The sequence below is a fragment of the Buttiauxella sp. S19-1 genome (assembly GCF_022134725.1).
GTDB lineage: Bacteria > Pseudomonadota > Gammaproteobacteria > Enterobacterales > Enterobacteriaceae > Buttiauxella > Buttiauxella ferragutiae.
Genome location: NZ_JAHWLU010000016.1, coordinates 1 through 21610 on the forward strand (window position 1 = coordinate 1; position 21610 = coordinate 21610).

Annotated in this window: 17 protein-coding genes and 1 other RNA gene; 15 read left to right on the forward strand and 3 right to left on the reverse strand. The window is 52.9% G+C overall.

The window, feature by feature from the left end; all coding sequences use genetic code 11:
* Positions 1 to 100 precede the first annotated feature (100 nt).
* Complete coding sequence (gene ppsA, locus MES37_RS05975; protein WP_064547492.1) at positions 101 to 2473, forward strand: phosphoenolpyruvate synthase; 2373 nt, start codon at positions 101 to 103, stop codon at positions 2471 to 2473.
* Positions 2474 to 2624: 151 nt separating this feature from the next.
* On the opposite strand, the gene MES37_RS05980 is transcribed toward ppsA, so the two are convergent.
* Positions 2625 to 4022, reverse strand: a complete 1398-nt coding sequence (locus MES37_RS05980) for a glycoside-pentoside-hexuronide (GPH):cation symporter (RefSeq protein WP_064547491.1) — start codon at positions 4020 to 4022, stop codon at positions 2625 to 2627.
* A gap of 312 nt (positions 4023 to 4334) precedes the next feature.
* Between MES37_RS05980 and MES37_RS05985 the strand changes: the two genes are divergently transcribed.
* Both MES37_RS05985 and gss read left to right on the forward strand, forming a co-directional pair.
* Positions 4335 to 6719 (forward strand): glycoside hydrolase family 3 N-terminal domain-containing protein, encoded by a 2385-nt coding sequence (locus MES37_RS05985; protein WP_064547490.1) that lies wholly within the window; start codon positions 4335 to 4337, stop codon positions 6717 to 6719.
* Positions 6720 to 6805: 86 nt separating this feature from the next.
* A complete protein-coding gene (gene gss, locus MES37_RS05990; RefSeq protein WP_064547489.1) occupies positions 6806 to 8683 on the forward strand; it encodes a bifunctional glutathionylspermidine amidase/synthase in 1878 nt (625 codons plus the stop codon).
* A gap of 3 nt (positions 8684 to 8686) precedes the next feature.
* Here gss and rprA read toward each other — a convergent pair.
* Positions 8687 to 8793: antisense sRNA RprA (gene rprA, locus MES37_RS05995), an RNA gene on the reverse strand.
* Positions 8794 to 8990: 197 nt separating this feature from the next.
* Positions 8991 to 10091: an AI-2E family transporter YdiK gene (ydiK, locus tag MES37_RS06000; RefSeq protein WP_064547487.1), complete on the reverse strand. Its 1101-nt coding sequence runs from the start codon at positions 10089 to 10091 to the stop codon at positions 8991 to 8993.
* Positions 10092 to 10378: 287 nt separating this feature from the next.
* On the opposite strand from ydiK, the gene ydiJ reads away from it, so the two are divergent.
* The 12 genes from ydiJ (at position 10379) to MES37_RS06060 (ending at position 21575) form a co-directional block, all read left to right on the forward strand.
* Positions 10379 to 13435 carry a D-2-hydroxyglutarate dehydrogenase YdiJ gene (gene ydiJ, locus MES37_RS06005; protein ID WP_232886850.1) on the forward strand — a complete coding sequence of 1019 codons (3057 nt, stop codon included), beginning with the start codon at positions 10379 to 10381 and terminating at the stop codon, positions 13433 to 13435.
* A complete protein-coding gene (gene menI / locus MES37_RS06010) occupies positions 13432 to 13842 on the forward strand; it encodes a 1,4-dihydroxy-2-naphthoyl-CoA hydrolase (protein WP_064547483.1) in 411 nt (136 codons plus the stop codon). Before ydiJ ends, menI begins: the two co-directional genes overlap by 4 nt.
* Positions 13843 to 14025: 183 nt before the next feature.
* Complete coding sequence (gene eutS, locus MES37_RS06015) at positions 14026 to 14361, forward strand: ethanolamine utilization microcompartment protein EutS (protein WP_064547481.1); 336 nt, start codon at positions 14026 to 14028, stop codon at positions 14359 to 14361.
* A 4-nt stretch (positions 14362 to 14365) separates the two neighbouring features.
* Positions 14366 to 14827, forward strand: coding sequence for a EutP/PduV family microcompartment system protein (gene eutP / locus MES37_RS06020; RefSeq protein WP_237930575.1), 462 nt, complete (start codon positions 14366 to 14368; stop codon positions 14825 to 14827).
* A complete protein-coding gene (gene eutQ / locus MES37_RS06025) occupies positions 14824 to 15513 on the forward strand; it encodes an ethanolamine utilization acetate kinase EutQ (RefSeq protein ID WP_064547476.1) in 690 nt (229 codons plus the stop codon). Before eutP ends, eutQ begins: the two co-directional genes overlap by 4 nt.
* A gap of 12 nt (positions 15514 to 15525) precedes the next feature.
* A complete protein-coding gene (gene eutT / locus MES37_RS06030; protein WP_121815515.1) occupies positions 15526 to 16335 on the forward strand; it encodes an ethanolamine utilization cob(I)yrinic acid a,c-diamide adenosyltransferase EutT in 810 nt (269 codons plus the stop codon).
* On the forward strand, positions 16325 to 17335 hold the full coding sequence (gene pta / locus MES37_RS06035; RefSeq protein WP_232886848.1) for a phosphate acetyltransferase: 1011 nt from the start codon (positions 16325 to 16327) through the stop codon (positions 17333 to 17335). The genes eutT and pta overlap by 11 nt, the downstream gene beginning before the upstream one ends.
* Before the next feature lie 101 nt (positions 17336 to 17436).
* Positions 17437 to 17730: an ethanolamine utilization microcompartment protein EutM gene (eutM, locus tag MES37_RS06040; protein ID WP_034455942.1), complete on the forward strand. Its 294-nt coding sequence runs from the start codon at positions 17437 to 17439 to the stop codon at positions 17728 to 17730.
* A gap of 105 nt (positions 17731 to 17835) precedes the next feature.
* Positions 17836 to 18123, forward strand: coding sequence for an ethanolamine utilization microcompartment protein EutN (gene eutN, locus MES37_RS06045; protein ID WP_064547470.1), 288 nt, complete (start codon positions 17836 to 17838; stop codon positions 18121 to 18123).
* A gap of 15 nt (positions 18124 to 18138) precedes the next feature.
* Positions 18139 to 19548: an aldehyde dehydrogenase family protein gene (locus MES37_RS06050; RefSeq protein ID WP_064547468.1), complete on the forward strand. Its 1410-nt coding sequence runs from the start codon at positions 18139 to 18141 to the stop codon at positions 19546 to 19548.
* A gap of 10 nt (positions 19549 to 19558) precedes the next feature.
* Positions 19559 to 20398 (forward strand): ethanolamine utilization protein EutJ, encoded by an 840-nt coding sequence (gene eutJ / locus MES37_RS06055; RefSeq protein WP_121815517.1) that lies wholly within the window; start codon positions 19559 to 19561, stop codon positions 20396 to 20398.
* On the forward strand, positions 20388 to 21575 hold the full coding sequence (locus MES37_RS06060) for an iron-containing alcohol dehydrogenase (protein WP_064547464.1): 1188 nt from the start codon (positions 20388 to 20390) through the stop codon (positions 21573 to 21575). Before eutJ ends, MES37_RS06060 begins: the two co-directional genes overlap by 11 nt.
* Positions 21576 to 21610: the final 35 nt, after the last annotated feature.

The window sequence follows — 21610 nt, forward strand, 5'->3', positions numbered from 1 at the left end:
TCGATTCACCGGTTTCATTCCTGTGAGTAATTATGCCAATCTAAAAGGGATGTAATGTGTTTCTGGTACCCATTCATATATCACAAAAAGGATTGTTTCGATGTCCAACTCGTCACCGCTGGTGCTTTGGTACAACCAACTTGGCATGAATGATGTAGACAGGGTCGGGGGCAAAAATGCCTCTCTGGGTGAAATGATTACCAACCTTTCAGGTATGGGTGTTTCCGTGCCGAATGGTTTTGCCACCACGGCCGAGGCGTTTAACTTCTTTCTTGACCAAAGTGGCGTGAACCAGCGTATCTATGAACTGCTGGATAAAACGGATATTGACGATGTCACCGAGCTTGCAAAAGCGGGTGCGCAAATCCGCCAATGGATAATCGACACGCCGTTCCAGCCTGAGCTGGAAAAAGCCATCCACGATGCCTACGAACAACTTTCCTCTGACGATGCTGATGCCTCTTTCGCCGTGCGCTCCTCCGCGACCGCAGAAGATATGCCGGATGCGTCGTTTGCCGGACAACAAGAAACTTTCCTCAACGTGCAAGGGTATGACGCGGTGTTGGTTGCCGTAAAACACGTCTTTGCTTCGCTGTTTAATGACCGTGCGATCTCTTATCGCGTTCATCAGGGCTACGACCACCGTGGCGTGGCGCTTTCTGCTGGCGTGCAGCGCATGGTGCGTTCTGACCTCGCGTCCTCGGGCGTGATGTTCTCCATCGATACCGAATCAGGTTTCGACCAGGTGGTATTTATTACCTCCGCTTATGGCCTTGGCGAAATGGTAGTGCAGGGCGCAGTCAACCCGGACGAATTCTACGTTCACAAACCGACTTTGGCTGCGGGGCGTCCTTCGATTGTGCGCCGCAACATGGGCTCGAAAAAAATCCGTATGATTTACGCACCTAGCCAGGAACATGGCAAACAGGTTCGTATTGAAGATGTTCCGCAAGCGTTGTGCGACCAGTTCTCCATCACGGCGGATGAAGTGCAGGAGCTGGCGAAACAAGCGGTACAAATTGAGAAACACTATGGCCGTCCGATGGATATCGAATGGGCTAAAGATGGGCACACCGGCAAGCTGTTTATTGTGCAGGCACGTCCAGAAACGGTGCGTTCTCAGGGCCAGGTCATGGAGCGTTATCAGTTGCACGCTCAGGGCAAAATTGTCGCTGAAGGGCGCGCCATCGGCCATCGCATCGGCGCGGGTCCGGTCAAAGTGATCCACGATATTAGTGAGATGAACCGTATTCAGCCGGGTGATGTGTTAGTCACCGACATGACCGACCCGGACTGGGAACCGATCATGAAAAAGGCGGCGGCGATTGTCACTAACCGTGGCGGACGTACCTGTCACGCGGCAATCATTGCCCGTGAGCTGGGTATTCCGGCGGTAGTGGGTTGTGGCGACGCGACTGAGCGCATGAGCGAGGGGCAGAACGTCACGGTTTCTTGTGCGGAAGGCGATACCGGCTACGTCTATGCCGAACTGCTGGATTTCAGCGTGAAAAGTTCTACCGTCGACACCATGCCGGATCTGCCGTTGAAAATCATGATGAACGTCGGTAACCCGGATCGTGCCTTTGATTTTGCCTGCTTGCCAAACGAAGGCGTAGGGCTGGCACGTCTGGAGTTCATCATCAACCGTATGATTGGCGTGCATCCGCGTGCATTGCTGGAATTCGACCAGCAAGAGCCTGCATTGCAAAGCGAAATCCGCGAGATGATGAAAGGCTACGACGATCCGGTTGAGTTTTACGTCGGTCGTCTAACTGAAGGGATTGCCACATTGGGCGCGGCATTCTGGCCGAAGCGCGTGATTGTGCGTCTGTCTGATTTCAAATCTAACGAATACGCCAACCTGGTAGGCGGCGAGCGTTATGAGCCGGAAGAAGAAAACCCAATGCTCGGTTTCCGTGGCGCGGGTCGTTATGTATCCGATAGTTTCCGTGAATGCTTCGCGCTGGAATGCGCCGCCATGAAACGCGTGCGTAACGAAATGGGCCTGACGAACGTCGAAGTGATGGTGCCGTTTGTGCGTACCGTCGCGCAGGCTAAAGCCGTGGTGGAAGAACTGGAACGTCAGGGGCTGAAACGCGGTGAGAACGGCTTGAAAATCATCATGATGTGTGAGATCCCATCCAACGCCTTGCTGGCCGATGAGTTCTTGCAATATTTCGATGGTTTCTCGATTGGTTCAAACGACATGACCCAGTTGGCATTGGGGCTGGACCGCGACTCTGGCGTGGTTTCCGAACTGTTTGACGAGCGCAACGACGCGGTAAAAGCACTGCTGTCGATGGCTATCAAAGCGGCGAAGAAACAAGGTAAATACGTCGGTATCTGTGGGCAAGGCCCGTCTGACCATGAAGATTTTGCGGTGTGGTTGATGGAACAGGGGATTGATAGTCTTTCTCTGAATCCGGATACCGTGGTGCAAACCTGGTTGAGTCTGGCAGAAGCGAATAAGTAATTCGTTTTCTTTTAAAAAGGCTCCTCATTGTTGAGGAGCCTTTAATATTTGTAGGTCGGATAAGTTGTAGGGTGGCTAAGCGCCAGCGTCATCCACCATTGTCGTCGATTATGTCGGGGGCGCTGCGCTTGCCCGACCTACCAATCGTTTATTACAAGGCTTTTGGCGTCATCACGCCAGTGACTTCACTTTCACTCTGGAACTTGCCGACACGCAGGTCGCTCACAATACTGTTCATTCTCTCTTCAGTTAACTTGTAATAACGAATCGAGATAGCGGTAATTAAGTAGAAAATAGCCGGTAACACAGTAAACAGAATCAGTACGCCACGCACGGCCTCGGCTGATTGTTGTTCCACACCCGCCTGATAACCAAACCACGCAAGACCCCAACCGGTTAACGCACCACCAATCGCTACACCCAATTTAATGATGAAGATATTTGCCGCAACGTTCATACCGGTAATACGGCGTTGGGTTTTCCATTCACCATAGTTATTAGCATCGGTAATCATTGACCATTGCAGTGGAGCATTAATACCTTGCAGGATATTAAGCACGATATGCACCAGGAAAGCCGGTATCCAATATTCGGTTGGTAACACCAGGAATAATAACCCGATCACCGCACTGAGCACGTTTACCCATATTGAGGCGCGGATCTTACACATCCAGCTACCCAATTGTTTAGCAAACAGGCTACCAAATACCGCCGCGATAGTCGTTGCCAGCATAAACATCGAAATAATGCCGCTGCCTTGATGAAGGATATATTGCACGAAATAGACCAGCAGGCTGCCACGTACCACGACACCACACAACATCGCAAGGTTATAAACCGACAGAATACGCCATTGGTCGTTCTTTAATAAGATTTTCACGTCGCGCAGGATATTCAGGTTTTCTTCTTTGACCGGCGTAATACGTTCACGGGTGGTGGCAAAGCACACCAGGAACATCAGGCAGCCAATCACACCGAAGATCCCCATTGCCCACTGCATGCCAACGGCTCTGTCACCCGGCGAAATAAAATCAGCCAGTGGCAGAATCAACGCTGTACCCATCGCACCACCAATTGGCGCAATGGCAAAACGCCAGGATTGCAGGGACAGGTTTTCTTGTGGATCCGACGTAATCGCCGCACCTAAAGAGCAATAAGGAATATTTATTGCGGTATACATTATTGTCATGAATATATAAGCCAGAACGGCGTAAACAATTTTACCGGTCTGCGAGAAATCAGGTGTTGAATAAACCAGCACACAACTGACGGCGAAAGGAACACAAATAATCAATAACCAGGGGCGGAATCTCCCCCAACGGGTTTTGGTCTGGTCGGCAATCGCACCCATGATAGGATCGGTAATAGCATCCAGTACCCGGACGACTAAAAATAATGTCCCCATTACCGCCGGGGGCAAACCATAAATATTGGTATAAAAATAAGCCAGAATGGCGACCGAAGAATCAAACACGATGTGACTTGCCGCATCACCTAGTCCAAAACCCATTTTTTCTTTGTTGGTAATTTTTTCTGTAAGCACCGACATGTATTCACCTTTATTAAGAGCCGGAATATAGACCTCGCGGATAGCACTAGTTATAAATTGTGAATCTGAGCAGGAGTATTGTAATTTTTCATTTGTGTTTTATGTTTCTTATCAAATGTGACGGGGGTATCTCTTATCGCCTCGGCTTCGTCCTGAAAGCCTCATTTTTCTGGCATATTTTTGAATTACGTCACACTTATGGCTAAAAACCAAAAAACGTAATCTTGCGGGTTATTCTGACAATTGTTTGCCTCTTCAGTCATCACTCATATTGATACTTTCGCAAACCGCTGAACTCGAAAGGGGAACACTATGTCTGCCATTTATAAGCAAGCTCATCGCCCGATTCATGAACGTGTCAGCGATCTGCTTTCGCGTATGACTGCCGAAGAAAAATTCGCCCAAATGCACGCGTATTGGCTGATTTTATCCAGCGACGGCCATCACCGTGAACGGACCGATTTAAGCGATGAGTTTGCTGGCGTAACCGAGCAAGCAGCACTTGGCGAGCGTCTGAAACTGGGCGTCGGGCAAATTACCCGCCCGTTAGGCACCCACATTGTCGATGCTAAAGAGGGTGTCCGTGCGGCTAATCGCTTGCAGAAAACCCTGATTGAAGAGACTCGGCTGGGCATTCCGGCCCTGTTTCACGAAGAGTGTTTAGTCGGGTTGCTGTGCAAAGATGCCACGCTGTTCCCGTCATCACTCAACTACGGCTCCACCTGGGATGTTGATCTTATTGAACGTGCGGCGGCAGCGATTGGCGAAGAAGCCCGCTCGACCGGTTGCCATCAGGGACTTGCGCCAGTGCTGGATGTGTCACGCGATGTGCGCTGGGGGCGCACCGAAGAGACATTCGGTGAAGATCCGTGGCTGGTGGGCATGATGGCCACACACTATGTCAAAGGCTTACAGGGCAAAAATCGCGACTTGTTGGCAACGCTAAAACATTACGTCGGCCATTCATTTAGCGAAGGCGCGCGCAACCATGCCCCTGTCCATCTTGGTTTTTGCGAATTAAACGATACCTTCCTGCTGCCGTTCGAAATGGCGGTAAAACTGGCAAATGCGGGCTCGGTGATGCCTGCTTATCACGATATTGATAACCAGCCAGGCCACTCCGATGAATTCTTACTGACCACCGTGTTGCGTGAACAATGGGGCTTTGATGGGTTGATTGTTGCTGATTATGGCGGCGTGAGTTTGCTGCATCAGCATCACGGTATTTCGCACGATGCGGCAGAATCTGCGGCGCTGGCATTTAATGCCGGGCTGGATGTGGAACTACCTAAAGATGACTGCGCACGCCATCTGGCCCAAGCCGTCGAGCGTGGTTTAATCACCATGGAAAAAGTGGATGAGATTGTCGCTCGCGTGTTGAAAGAGAAATTCCGCCTCGGGTTATTTGAACAGCCTTATCGCGATGAAAACGGCGTCGTATTGCAAAGTGAATCGACAAAAAATATCGCTCGGGAAGTCGCCACACGCTCCATCACCATGCTCGAAAACGACGGAACGTTACCGCTGAAAGGGCAGCCGCGCGTGGCGGTTATTGGGCCAACGGCTGACGACCCGCTGGCTTTACTCAGTGGTTATAGCTTCCCGGTGCATTTGATCATCAGCGATATGCTGGAGCAAACTTCACAAGTCGTCACCCCACTGCAAGCACTGCGCGAACAACTGGGTAGCGACAACATCCGTTATGCCAAAGGTTGCCATATTATCGAAAAACGTATGGCTGGCGCGCCTGTTTTCCCCGGTGATAGCGGCGGCAAACCGATGCAGTCTTCTCCGGTTTCAAACGACATTTCATTGATTCCTGATGCGGTGAAAGTCGCCCAACAAAGCGATGTTGTGGTGCTGTGTGTCGGGGATTTATCCGGCTTATTCCAGAGCGGTACAGTGGGCGAAGGTTCAGATACCGACAGCCTGATGTTGCCGGGTGTACAGCAGCAATTGCTGGACCAACTGATTGCCACCGGCAAACCGGTGGTCGTAGTGATGACCGGCGGGCGTCCTTACAATTTAGGCGGCCAGGAAGACAATGTTGCGGCATTACTGATGGCCTGGGCGCCAGGGCAAGAAGGTGGGTACGCCATTGCTGACGTGCTAACAGGGCGCGCAGAACCCGGCGGGCGGCTGGTAGTTTCCATCCCTAAAAGTGCGGGCGCGATGCCGTATTACTACAACCACAAACTCAAAAGCGGCGGCACGCCGTTTGCCTTCCACTTCGGTTCCCGTTATCCGTTTGGTTTTGGTAAAACCTGGACTGAGTTCGACTACAGCCCGCTGCAATTTTCCCGTCACGAGGTGCCGAATGATAATGGTGTGGTGAATGTCAGCGTGACCGTCAGCAACCGTGGGGTGGTGGCAGGCAGCGAAGTGGTGCAGGTTTACGTTCACGACAAAGTGGCGTCGATGGTGCGCCCGGTGCAGGAACTAAAAGCCTTCCAGCGCGTGCATCTTGAGCCTGGCGACAGGGCGAAACTCACCTTTAACATCCCGACTGATATGCTGAATTTCACCCGTCGCAATGGCGAACGCGTGGTGGAACCTGGCGAGTTTGAGATTCGTGTTGGCGCATCAAGTGGCGATATTAAAAGCTCGGGAATTGTGCGGGTCACCGGTGACACCCGGGTCATCAACGGGAAGTGGCGAATGGTAAGTCATTGCGAGGTAGAGCATTTTTGCGCGTAAAGATCCTTTTTTCCGAACGAAGCGCGTAAGATTGATGCTTATCCTTGCTGTCGGGATGGCAGCGATAAATTTCTAAGGCTGTTGTCATGAGTGTAAGCACTTCAGAAAGCCATGCTCCTTTTGGTGCGTTATTAGGCCATGCCCCAGGCGGTGTGGCCATTTACTCCTCAAATTACGATTCGCTTGACCCCAACGCCTGGCCGGATGACACGTGGTTCAGACATTATCTGGACCACGAATACATGGGCTATAAGTGGCAGTGTGTCGAGTTCGTGCGCCGCTTTCTTTATATCAATCACGGGATAGTTTTCACCGATGTCAGCATGGCATATGAAATCTTCTCGTTGCGCTATCTGCGCCAGGTCGTCAATGACAATATTCTTCCCCTTCAGGCGTTTGCCAATGGCTGTGAACGCGCACCAGTCGCCGGTTCATTGCTGGTCTGGCAACAAGGGGGCGAGTTTGAGCACACCGGACATGTGGCGGTGATTACTCAGGTTCTGGCCGATAAAGTCAGGATCGCTGAGCAAAACGTCATCCATCATCCACTGCCAGTCGGCCAGCAATGGACCCGTGAACTGGTTTTGGTCAATCAGGATGGGAAATACTTCATTCAGGACACCTTCGATGATACGGAGATCTTAGGCTGGATGATTCAGACGGCGGAGAGTCAATACAGCCTGCCGCAACCGGAAATTCCGGCCCAGTGCCTGGCGATTCATTGTCAGCAAGTCGATGATAAAGGGCAGTTTGCCAGTCACTGGCTGGATGAGCAGGACCCGGTCGAGTTGGCCTATGTTCAGGCCAAAGAAGGGCACATTGTTAATGCCAATCCGTATCGTTACTTTACGCTATCCCACAGTGCGGAACAGGAACTCATTCGCGCCACCAATGAGCTGCATCTCATGTATCTGCATGCCACCGACAAGGTGCTGAAAGACAATGAACTGTTGGCGTTGTTCGATATTCCGGAAGTGTTATGGCCGCGCCTGAGACTCTCCTGGCAGAATCGTCGCCATCATATGGTGACGGGGCGTCTTGACTTCTGCATGGATGAACGCGGATTAAAAGTGTACGAATACAATGCGGATTCGGCCTCATGCCATACCGAGGCCGGTTTGATTCTGGCGAAATGGGCGCAGCAAGCGGGTGTGACAGAAGGTAGCGATCCTGGCGAGCGTTTGTTTAATGCGCTAACCAATACCTGGAAACATAGCTATGCGCGTCCGTTTGTCCATATCCTGCAAGATAACGACGCGGAAGAGAATTACCATGCGCAGTTTGTTCAACGCTCGCTGGCGAAGGCGGGGTTCGAAAGTAAAATTCTGCATGGTCTGGATCAGTTGCAATGGGATGCCACCGGGCAATTGGTTGACGGCGAGCATCGCCAGATTAACTGCGTGTGGAAGACGTGGGCATGGGAAACCGCACTCGACCAGTTGCGCGCTGAGAGTGAAGCCGCCTACGCCGGGCTGCCGATTCGTACCGGGCATTCTCAAGATAGCGTCAGGTTGATTGATGTCTTGTTGCGTCCGGAAGTGATGGTTTTTGAACCGCTATGGACCATTATTCCCAGCAACAAAGCGATACTGCCGGTGCTTTGGTCTTTATTCCCGAACCACCGCTACCTGCTGAATGCGGATTTCGAAGTCAATAAAGCGCTTGAGCAAAGCGGTTATGCCGTCAAACCGATCGCCGGACGTTGCGGCAATAATATCGGGCTGATTAGTCACCAGGAGCAAGTGCTGGATGAAACCAGCGGCAACTTCTCCGGGCAGAAAAATATCTACCAACAACTCTGGTGCTTGCCTAAAGTGGCTGGTCGTTATGTGCAGTTATGCACGTTTACAACTGGCGGGCATTACGGTGGGGTGTGCGTCCGTTCTGAGAACAGTCTTGTGATAAAAAAAGAGAGCGATATCGATCCGCTGCGCATTCTTGGCGATGAGCACTTTGTTAAATAACACGCAAAAAAAAGCCCATCGTTGAGATGGGCAAAGACTACACACAGCAATTCGTTGTTTCACTCAGGGGATTTCCATGCTTATAAATCAATGCGTTGATTCATAGCCGTGAAGTAATAGTAGGTATATCCCCTGGGAGCGTCACTCGGATTCCTCTCAATAGTTAATGGATAGTTAACGATTAAGATCACATTTCTCGAATCGAAACTCTGTGCGGAAGATAAAAGCGGAGGGATAGATAAGCATTGCTAACCTTTACGCTTGTGTTACTCCCCGATTGAGGGAGCAACACAAGTTTCAATGACGGTTATTCTCGTTCTTCCAGAACTTCAACCACTTCATTGGGGTCGTCTTGCGGGGCTGGTGCTTCATGAATCCACACCGAAATCAGGCGATATGAAACCGCCAGCAGAACCGGCCCGATAAACAAGCCAATCATGCCAAAGGCAATCAAACCGCCAATGACGCCAGAAAGGATCAGGATCATCGGCAAGTCAGCACCCATACGAATCAGCACCGGACGAATAAAGTTATCCATCGTGCCGACCACGCAACTCCACACCAGCAGCACGGTGCCCCAGGTGTTATCACCCGTCCAGTACAGCCAGGCAATGGATGGAATCAGCACCAGCAACGGGCCGATTTGCACCAGGCAACACATCAGCATCACCACGGTTAACAGTGTGGCATTGGGGATACCGGCAATCGCCAGACCCACGCCGCCCAATATTGACTGAACCAGTGCTGTGACCACCACGCCCAACGCCACTGCGCGAATCGCTTGCCCGGCCAGTAACACGGCGGCATCGCCGCGTTTGCCCGCCAGACGGAACGCAAAATGGCGAATCCCATTGCCCAGCGTTTCGCCTTTCGCATACAGCAACACGCTGAACAACAGCATCAGGCCGCAGTGCATCAGGAAGCTGCCAACGTGAATCGCTTGTCCAAGGAACCAGGTCGTGGTGCTGCCAATATAAGGGCGAATTTTTGCCATAATGGCGCTGCCGCCGCTGTCTACCAGCGTATTCCAGCCAGAGTAAAGGCTGTCACCGATCAGCGGAATGCTATGGAGCCAATCAAATTTCGGCAATTCCATATTGCCTTTGGTAGCCCACTCAATAACCGGGCCGCTGTTATCCACCAGGCTATTAACCAGCAGCGCCACCGGAATAACAAACAGCATCAGTAGCAGAAGCGTCATCACCAGTACGGCTAGCGAACGCTTTCCCCACAACAAATGTTGCACTCTGATCATCAACGGCCAGGTTGCAAGAACGATTGTCCCCGCCCAGGCGAAGCCGAGCACAAACGGACGGACAATCCAGATACAGGCGATCATCATCACCGAAATAAACAACACCGACAGCAAGATCTGCAGCAGATCCTTTGGCTGACTGACTTTAACCATAGATAAAATCACCTTAATAACCGATCGCGGGCAAAGTGCCTGCGTTAAAACCGCAAAGCGGTAACGATAATGATGATGTATTTACAGGATTTTTAACAGGAACAAAACAGTCAGGCATGTCCTAAAAAAATGTGTTAAAAAATGGGGACCCCTGATTCTTCAAGCTGTGGATGCGTTAACCGCGTTCATCACTTCGCCTGCAACTCGAATTATTTAGGGTATTAGGATGAATATTAGAATTAATATACGCAAACGATAACTTACAACTCATATGGGTCGACCCAGCAATGATCCCACAAATTTCTCAGGCACCAGGCGTTGTTCAATTGGTGCTCAATTTTTTGCAGGCACTGGAACAACAAGGTTTTACCGGCGATACCGCAACCAGCTACGCTGACCGGCTCACTATGGCAACCGATAACAGTATTTATCAGTTGCTACCGGATGCGGTTTTATTCCCCCGTTCTACGGCTGACGTTGCATTATTGACCCGGCTTGCCTCAGAAGAACGCTTCAAATCCCTGGTCTTTACACCGCGAGGCGGCGGCACTGGCACCAACGGCCAGTCCCTCAATAAAGGCATCGTCGTCGACATGTCGCGCTACATGAATCGCATCATTGAAATCAACCCTGAACAAGGTTGGGTGCGTGTCGAAGCGGGCGTGATAAAAGACCAGTTAAACCAATATCTCAAACCTTACGGGTACTTCTTCGCTCCGGAACTGTCTACCAGCAACCGCGCCACACTTGGCGGGATGATCAATACCGACGCCTCGGGGCAAGGCTCGCTGGTCTACGGGAAAACGTCCGATCACGTGATGGGAGTGCGCGCTGTTTTGCTCAGTGGCGATATTCTTGATACCCACCCGATGTCGACCGCACTTGCGCAAGACCTTGGCCGTGACGACAGCCCGACCGGCAAGATTTATCGCACGGTGCTTGAGCGTTGCCGTGAACAACGCCAGCTGATTATCGACAAATTCCCGAAACTCAACCGTTTCCTGACGGGCTACGATCTACGCCACGTTTTTAACGACGATCTTTCGCAGTTCGACCTGACGCGCATTCTTTGCGGCTCCGAAGGTACGCTGGCGTTTATCACCGAGGCGAAGCTGGACATTACGCCGCTACCAAAAGTGCGTCGTCTGGTGAACATCAAATATGACTCGTTCGATTCCGCGCTGCGCAATGCACCGTTTATGGTGGAAGCACGCGCGCTTTCCGTCGAAACCATCGATTCAAAAGTCCTCAATCTGGCGCGGGAAGATATCGTCTGGCATTCAGTGAATGAATTGATCACCGATGTACCGGGCAAAGAGATGCTCGGCCTGAATATCGTGGAATTTGCTGGCGACGATCTGGAATTAATCGAAGGCCAGGTCGCTGCACTGTGTGAGCGTCTCGATAGCTTAATGGCCGAAGGCGAGGGCGGCGTTATCGGCTGGCAGGTTTGTACTGAACTGGCTGGTATTGAACGCATCTATAACATGCGTAAAAAAGCCGTCGGCCTGCTGGGGAATGCCAAAGGTCAGGCCAAGCCGATTCCCTTTGCGGAAGATACTTGCGTACCGCCGCAGCATTTGGCCGATTACATCACTGAATTCCGCGCATTACTTGATAGCCACCACCTGAGTTACGGTATGTTCGGCCACGTTGATGCTGGCGTTTTGCATGTGCGTCCGGCCCTGGATATGACCGATCCGCATCAGGAAGTGCTGATGAAGCGCATTTCCGACGATGTCGTGGCACTTACCGCCAAATACGGCGGTTTGTTGTGGGGTGAACACGGTAAAGGTTTCCGCGCTGAATACAGCCCGGCGTTCTTTGGCGAAACGTTGTATGAAGAATTACGCCGCATCAAAGCGGTCTTTGACCCGGATAACCGCCTGAATCCGGGTAAAATCTGCCCGCCGTTAGGTGTCGATGACCCGATGATGCAGGTCGATGCGGTAAAACGCGGGACTTTCGACCGGCAAATCCCGATTGCGGTGCGCTCCTCATGGCGTGGCGCGATGGAGTGTAATGGCAACGGTTTGTGCTTTAACTTTGATGTGAATAGCCCAATGTGCCCGTCGATGAAAATCACCAGCAATCGCATTCATTCGCCAAAAGGGCGCGCAACGTTGACGCGCGAATGGCTGCGTTTGTTAGCCGATCGTGGCGTCGACCCGGATGCGTTAGAAAAACAGATGCCGGAAAAACGTGCCAGCCTGCGCACGCTAATCGAGCGCTCGCGTAACTCCTGGCATGCCCGCAAAGGCGAGTACGATTTTTCTCATGAAGTGAAAGAGGCGATGTCCGGTTGCCTGGCGTGTAAAGCGTGTTCTACGCAGTGTCCAATTAAAATCGACGTGCCAGAATTCCGTTCGCGTTTCTTGCAGCTTTATCACACCCGTTACTTGCGCCCAATGCGCGACCATCTGGTGGCGACTGTCGAAAGCTACGCACCACTGATGGCGCGAGCGCCTAAAACCTTCAACTTCTTTATGAGCCAACCGTGGGTGCGCAATCTGTCGGCCAAACACATTGGCATGATTGATTTACCGATGCTCTCCACGCCAACGCTGCAGCAGGAATTGGTCGGGCATGCGTCTGCGAACACCACGCTTGAACAGCTCGAAAGCTACAGCGCACAACAGCGAGCCAAAACGGTGCTGGTGGTTCAGGATCCGTTCACCAGTTATTACGATGCGCAAGTGGTGGCGGATTTTGTGCGTCTGGTGACTAAATTAGGCTACAACCCGGTGGTGCTGCCATTCTCTCCAAATGGTAAAGCGCAGCATATAAAAGGCTTCCTGCAAAAATTTGCCCGCACCGCGCGTAAGACTTCGGAGTTGCTGAACCGCATTGCGAAGTTGGGAATGCCGATGGTTGGCGTCGACCCGGCGCTGGTGCTTTGCTATCGCGACGAATATAAACAAACGCTGGGTGATGAACGTGGTGATTTCCAGGTGCAACTGGTTCACGAATGGCTGCCAGCGGTGCTTGATAACCGCGAAACCACGGCGGTGAGCGGCGAGTCGTGGTATTTGTTCGGCCACTGTACCGAAGTGACGGCACTGCCGACTTCGCCAAACCAGTGGGCGGCTATTTTTGCGCGTCTGGGGGCGAAACTTGAAAATGTCAGCGTCGGTTGTTGTGGCATGGCGGGAACCTACGGGCATGAAGTGAAAAACCATGCCAACTCACTGGGGATTTACGAACTTTCGTGGCATCAGGCAATGCAGCGCCTGCCGCGTCAACGCTGCCTGGCGACCGGCTATTCGTGCCGCAGCCAGGTCAAACGTGTGGAAGGCAATGGTGTTCGCCATCCGCTACAAGCATTACTGGAGATTCTGGGATGATCTGGCGACGTGAAGTGAATCTTGAAGCGCTCAATAAAATGGGTGCCGACAATATGGTGCAGCATGTGGGCATCGTTTTTACCCGCATTGGCGAGAACGAACTGGAGGCCATCATGCCAGTTGACCATCGCACCCGCCAACCGTTTGGTTTGTTACATGGTGGCGCTTCGGTGGTGCTCGCAGAAACGCTCGGCTCGGTGGCAGGATATTTATGCACCGAAGGGGAGCAAAATATTGTTGGGTTAGAAGTTAACGCTAACCATTTGCGCTCAGCGCGTGTTGGCATTGTGCGCGGTGTCTGCAAAGCGGTTCATGTTGGGCGTCGCCATCAGGTTTGGCAAATTGAAATCAGCGATGAGCAAGAACGGCTTTGTTGCACTGCCAGATTAACAACTGCTGTGGTCTGATTAATACCAATAATAATGACGGCGAGATATTATCTCGCCGTTTTTTATTTACATTTTGAAATCAATATCGGTGTTTCCTTATTTATTAGGTGATCAACTTCACCTTTCCTCATTACTTGCCGAAATTTGTTATTCCCTTTTCCAGATTATTGTCAGCATGAAGAAAATTCTTCAGGAGGCGCAATGGAAAAGGAACGCATTATTCAGGAATTTGTTCCTGGAAAACAGGTCACACTGGCGCATCTAATTGCCCACCCCGGTGAAGAACTGGCAAAGAAAATAGGCGTTCCTGGCGCTGAAGCCATTGGCATTATGACCCTTACTCCAGGGGAAACCGCGATGATCGCAGGCGACCTTGCGACGAAAGCTGCAAGCGTACAAATTGGTTTTCTCGACAGATTCAGCGGTGCGCTGGTTGTTTATGGATCAGTAGGTTCGGTAGAAGAAGCGCTACAACAAACCATTGCCGGCCTCAGTAACATCCTCAGTTATACCGTCTGTACGCTGACACGGAGTTAGCCCTATGAAACGCATCGTGTTTGTCGGCGCTGTGGGGGCAGGGAAAACAACGTTGTTTAATGCGTTGCAGGGGAATTATTCGCAGGCGAGGAAAACCCAGGCCGTTGAGTTTAGCGATACCGGAAATATTGATACGCCAGGGGAATTTTTTAGCCACCCCCGTTTGTACGCGGCGTTAATTAATACCCTGACTGACGCCGAATTACTGATATATGTCCACGCCGCAAATGATTCCCAGTGCCGTATTCCTGCGGGATTATTGGATATTTATCCACATCTAAAACGTGTTGCGGTAATAAGCCAAGTTGATCTACCCGATGCAAATATTGCGCAAACCGAGGAGCTGTTAATTAATTCAGGTTTTGCGCCACCGATATTTGCGCTGAACAGCCTTGATGCTTCAAGCGTCAGGCAACTTGAGAATTATCTGACTGAAGCATGTGGCCAGGAGGAACCTGTTCAATGAAAAAGCTCATTACGGCGAATGATATTCGTGACGCTCATCACCAAGGCCTGAAGACGATTGCTTATGTCCTCAAAGAATCCATCGTCACCCCTGAAGCGCGTGTGGTTGCTGAGCAATTAGAGATTGCGTTAGTGGAAGACGCGGTTGCTCCGGCACCAGCAGCGGATAGCCCACCACAGCGCTCAGAACGCCAGCGTATTCGTGAAGAAATCATTGCTCAGCTACCGGAAGGCCAGTTCACCGAAAGCCTGGTGGCGCAGCTGATTGCGAAAGTTGAACAAGAGCAGAAAACCCGTTCTGGCAGCGGTATGCAGCCAGGTTTTCACTCCATCACCGGCAAAGGCGGCATCAAAGTCATTGACGGCAGTTCGGTGAAATTTGGCCGCTTTGATGGCGCGCAGGAACCGTGTGTCGGGTTAACTGACCTGGTCACCGGTGCCGATGGCAGCAGCATGGCGGCAGGGTTCATGCAGTGGGAAAACGGCTTTTTCCCGTGGACGCTGAATTACGACGAAATCGATATGGTGCTGGAAGGGGAGTTACATATTCGCCACGAAGGGGAAACGCTGATTGGCAAGGCCGGGGATGTGATGTTTATCCCGAAAGGCTCCAGTATTGAATTTGGCACCCCCAGCCACGTTCGTTTTCTGTATGTTGCCTGGCCTGCCAACTGGCAGGAATGCTAAGGCGGGGCGCATATGAGCACCTTCATCACCGAAGATTGGCTACGGGCAAACCACACGCTCAGCGAAGGCAGCGAAATCCGTCTGCCGGTTGACAGCCGCATGACGCCCTCGGCCCGCGAACTGATTGACGCTCGCCATCTGCTGGTGAAATTCCAGGATGACGAGGGTCGCCTGTTTGTTGAAGAGCAAGAACAATTGCAGCCGGTACATGGTTTGACGAGTGAACCCGCCGCACAGGTTGCACATTGTGAGTTGTGCAAGCAACACGTGCAGGAAAAGCCTGACACGTTAACCCACCTGAATGCGCAAGTGATGGTGGCGAAAAATGATCCTCGTCTGGCGTTTCGTGCCAGCCTGGACAGCTCGATTGCTACAGCGGTATGGCTGCAAACAGAGTTCGATAAATCCGCCGCACTGTGGCTTGCGGATATCCGTTCCCTACTGGGCAATATCATGCGTGCCGATGCACTGGAAAAAGCGCTACCCGAGCAGCAAATCGTCGGCTTATCGGCGGATGATTTACACCGTTTATCGCACCAACCACTGAAATACCTTGGGCACGATCATCTGGTTCCCGACGCGGCTCATGGGCGCGATGTGGCACTGCTTAATCTGTTACGCACAAGTATTCGTGAAAGCGAAATCTGTGCAGCGCAGGTGTTTATCGGCGTGGATTACCACGTGCAAAAAGCCGATTTATTGCAGGCGCTTAATCGCCTCTCCAGCGCGGTTTATGTGTTGATGATCTTGTGTCTGAAAAAAGAGTGGCCGGATGCGAAAACACTGCAACGACGTTTAGCCGGAGGCACACATGCTGCTTGAACGTTGTCGTCGCCAGGCTCAAAACCAGCCTAAGCGCGTGGTTTTCCCTGATGCACAAGACGCCCGGGTTATCGAAGCGGCGCACTACTTACAGCATTACGGCCTGGCGCAACCTATTTTACTGGCGAATCCGTTTGCCTTGCGCCATTTCGCTCTGACCGCGGGGTTACCGCTTGACGGGCTACAGATTATTGACCCGGCGATGTCACAGGCCTGGCTGACGCAGTTTCAACAGCAGCTTACGCAGCGTCTCGGCGACAAAACGCCAGATGACGCAGCCGTGCGCTTACGTGACCCGCTGTGGTTTGCGGCGGCGATGGTTCAGGCCGGTAAAGCGGATCTGTGTATCGCCGGGAATATTTCATCGACTGCCGCGGTTTTGCGGGCGGGGCTGAAAGTCATCGGCCTGCAGGCGGGTGTGAAAACGCTGTCATCGCTGTTTCTGATGTTGCCGCCGGAAGGTGAGCGGATGCTGGGTTTTGCAGATTGCAGCGTGGTGCCACAACCCACGGCGGCACAGCTTGCTGATATTGCTATCAGCAGCGCGCAAAGCTGGGAAGCCATTACCGGGCAAACTGCTCGAGTCGCTATGTTGTCGTTTTCGACCAATGGTAGCGCCAGACACCCGTGTGTCGCGACGGTACAGCAGGCGACGGACATGGTGCGTGAACGTGCACCTAATTTGTGTGTAGACGGTGAACTGCAATTTGACGCGGCATTTGTTCCCCAGGTCGCGGCACAAAAAGCGCCAGAAAGTGAGCTGGCAGGGCAGGCCAACGTATTGGTTTTCCCGTCGCTTGAGGCGGGCAACATCGGCTACAAGATTGCCCAACGCTTAGGAGGGTTCCGCGCGCTAGGTCCATTGATTCAAGGGCTAAATGCACCCCTGCACGATCTTTCTCGTGGTTGCAGTACGCGGGAAATTGTTGAATTGGTGTTGGTCGCTCAAACCACCCTCACCCCAACCCTCTCCCTGAGGGAGAGGGAGGAAACAGCTTGATCCCCTCTCCTGGGGGAGAGGGTTAGGGTGAGGGCGAACATGAAGGCGAGCAGTGAAACGAAACAAAACAAGACTTTTAACCGAGTGAGAGGAAATAAATCATGGAAGCACTAGGACTGATCGAAACCAGAGGTTTGGTTGCTGTGATTGAAGCATCGGACGCAATGGTCAAAGCAGCTCGCGTCAAACTGGTAGGTGTAAAACAAATCGGCGGTGGGCTGGTAACAGCCATGGTTCGTGGTGATGTGGCGGCCTGTAAAGCCGCGACAGATGCCGGGGCTGCCGCCGCTCAGCGTATTGGTGAACTGGTCTCCGTTCACGTCATTCCACGCCCACATGGTGATTTGGAAGAAGTTTTCCCAATTGGCCTGGGTAGCGACAAAACGATCGACTGATCGTCGGTGACGTCATCCCCGGACGTCACCCTTCTTTAATCTAATTATCTGGCAGCCTCAGGGCGGCACGGGATAGTTGTACCTGAATGTTGTCCGGAGGCGAGCATGAAGCTAGCTATGGTCGTAGGTCAAATCGTTTGCACAGTCCGCCATAGCGAGCTGGCACACGACAAATTACTGATGGTGGAGATGATTAATCGCCAGGGTGAACCGAGCGGCGAATGTGCAATAGCCACTGACAGCATTGGTGCCGGAAACGGTGATTGGGTGTTATTGGTGGGCGGCAGCTCCGCCCGCCGGGCACACCACAGTGAAGCCTCTCCCGTCGACATGTGCGTGATAGGCATTGTCGATGAAGTGGTCATGGATAGAGAAATCATCTTCCATAAATAGTGAGGGTTGAACGACATGGACAGGCAGCAAATTGAACAGGTGGTAAAGGCGGTACTCGCAGGCATGGCGGTGAACACCACAGCAGAATCCACTGCGAAACCCTGCGGTGCGGGTGTTTTTGTCTCACTTGACGACGCGGTTCAGGCGGCTAATGTCGCCCAAAAATCTTTGACCAGCGTAGCGATGCGTCAAAAAGCCGTTGCGGCCATCCGCCTTGCGGGTGAACAACATGCACAACCGCTTGCGGAAATGGCGGTAGCGGAAACCGGAATGGGGCGTGTCGCCGATAAATGCGCCAAGAATATTGCTCAGGCGCGCGGCACACCTGGTGTTGAATGCCTGACTCCGCAAGTGCTGACGGGTGATAACGGCCTGACGCTTATCGAAAATGCGCCGTGGGGGGTTGTCGCCTCGGTGACTCCGTCAACCAACCCTGCCGCCACCATTATTAATAATGCGATCAGCATGATTTCAGCCGGCAATAGCGTGGTGTTTGCTCCACATCCGGCGGCCAAAAAAGTCTCGCAGCAAACCATTACCTGGCTTAACGAAGCGATTGTCGCGGCAGGTGGCCCGGCGAATTTACTGGTGACCGTGGTTAATCCTGATATTGAAACCGCGCAACGCTTATTCAAATTCCCTGGCATCGGTTTGCTGGTGGTTACGGGCGGCGAAGCGGTGGTAGAAGCCGCGCGCAAACACACCAATAAACGCCTGATTGCTGCCGGTGCTGGCAACCCGCCAGTGGTGGTGGACGAAACTGCCGACATTTCTCGTGCGGCAAAATCCATCGTGCAGGGCGCATCGTTTGATAACAACATCATCTGCGCAGATGAAAAAGTGCTGATTGTGGTGGCAAGCGTGGCAGATGCGCTGCTCGAAGAAATGCAGCGCCATCACGCCGTGTTACTCAGCAATGCGCAGGCAGAACAACTTCAGCCAGTGTTGCTTAAAAATGTCGATGAGCACGGAAAAGGGCAAGTCAGCCGCGATTGGGTCGGGCGTGATGCGGCGAAAATTGCCGCGGCCATCGGCCTTAACGTGGCACCTGAAACACGCTTGCTGCTGGTCGAAACCACGGCGCGCCATCCGTTTGCCGTCACCGAAATGATGATGCCAGTGCTGCCGATGATTCGCGTGGCAAACGTCAGCGAAGCCATTGCTTTGGCGGTGAAACTGGAAGGCGGTTGCCACCACACCGCCGCGATGCACTCACGCAATATCGAAAATATGAACGCGATGGCCAATGCCATCGACACCAGTATTTTCGTTAAAAATGGCCCTTGTATTGCCGGGCTGGGGCTGGGCGGTGAAGGCTGGACCTCAATGACCATCACCACGCCAACCGGCGAAGGCGTGACGTCGGCCAGAACCTTTGTGCGCCTGCGTCGCTGTGTACTGGTCGATGCTTTCCGCATCGTATAAGGAGCTTGTCATGTCACGTACCGAACAGACCTGGCTCAACGACCGTTTAAGTCATGCTGCTTTGCTGTGCAACGGGCAGCCCGATGCTGCGCAACAACCGCTGTGGTTGGGTATCGATCTGGGCACTTGCGATGTGGTGTCACTGGTTGTGGATAGTGACTGCCAGCCAGTTGCGGTCTGCCTGGACTGGGCCGATGTGGTGCGTGACGGCATCGTGTGGGATTTCTTTGGTGCGGTGCAAATCGTGCGCCGTCACCTCGACACGCTGGAACAACAGTTGGGATTTCGTTTTACCCATGCTGCGACCTCATTTCCACCAGGCACCGATCCGCGCATTTCCGTCAATGTGCTGGAATCCGCCGGGCTGGAAGTCAGCCGTGTGCTGGATGAACCGACAGCCGTCGCCGATATGCTGCAACTCGACAAAGCCGCCGTGGTGGATATTGGCGGTGGCACCACGGGCATTGCGGTGGTGGCGCAAGGGCAAGTGATTTACTCCGGCGACGAAGCGACCGGTGGGCACCACATTTCCTTGACGCTGGCCGGTAATCGGCGCATCGCGCTGGAAGAAGCGGAACAGATGAAGCGCGGCAGCGATGCGACTCTCTGGCCGGTGGTTCGCCCGGTATACGAAAAAATGGCCGATATCGTGGCGCGCCACATTGAAGGTTACGACATTGAACACCTCTGGCTGGCGGGCGGTTCCTGTATGCAGCCCGGTGTGGAAGGGTTGTTCCAACAGTCTTTTCCTGGTGTCACGGTGCGGCTACCGCCACATTCAATATTCATGACCCCACTCGCCATCGCGGTTTGTGGCATGACAGAAGTGGAGGGTGCTCATGCGCAGTGAAGAAATGCAGTCCGCGCTGTATCAGGCGCTGGACATGATGAATGCCCGCAACGTGCGCGAGTTTTCTGTTCCCCCCGCCACGTTTATGGGGCCGGGTGCGGTGGCTCGTTGTGGCGAAGCATTACGCGAGCGTGGCATTAACCGCCCTTTGTTGATGGTCGATGGCATGTTGCATGGTGCCGGAATGACCGAAGTGCTGGAGCGCAATCTCAGGCACAGCGGCATTGATTACGAAGTCTGGCCTTGCCCGCCGGGTGAACCTGTCGACCGCGACATTGGTGCCGCCGTTGAGCAAATCGCCCGTTGCCAGTGCGATGGCATTATCGCCCTCGGTGGCGGCTCCGTTCTGGATGCCGCCAAAGTGGTCGCGGTGATTGCCACCAATCCTGACTTAGCCCTCGACAATCTTGTGGCAGGCACGCGTCTGAATCGCCGCTTGCCGTTTATTGCTATCCCGACGACGTCGGGTACCGGTTCGGAAGCCACTAATGTCGCGGTGATTATTGCAGCACAAACGCACCGTAAACAGGTGCTGGTTCACGCCATGCTGATACCCGACCTGGCGATTATTGATGCCTGCCTGACGTTAGGTGTCCCGGCTCATATCACCGCCGCCACCGGAATCGACGCTTTAACTCATGCCATTGAAGCCTACGTGGCAAGCAATGGCACACCGCTCACTCGAGGACTTGCTTATCGCGCCATTAGTAGCATCGGCCAGGCTTTACCGCTGGCGGTTGGGCAAGGGCATGATTTAGCCGCACGTGAAGCGATGATGCTGGCCTCTTACATGGCGGGCATGGCGTTTTCCAACGCGGGACTAGGTTTATGCCACGCCAGTGCGCATCAGATTGGCGCGGCGTATGGCATCCCCCATGGCAAAGCTAACGCCATCATGTTGCCCGCCGTGATGAAATTTAACCAACTGGTATGCAAAAGCACCTACGGAGAAATTGGCCACGCGCTGACAGGGAAATCTTGCGCGGCCAGCGAGACTATCGCCTGCGTTGAACACCTCATTAACGAACTAGGACTTGGATGCGGATTACGTGCAGCAGGAGGCTGCGAAACTGACTTTGCCAACTTCGCTCGTGCGGCATTGAGCGACATCTGTATTACCACCAATCCACGCACTGTGACGGAAGCCCAGATTATTGAGCTGTATCAGGACGCCTGAACGGACATGACACCCGCCTGCCAGCAGGCGATGAA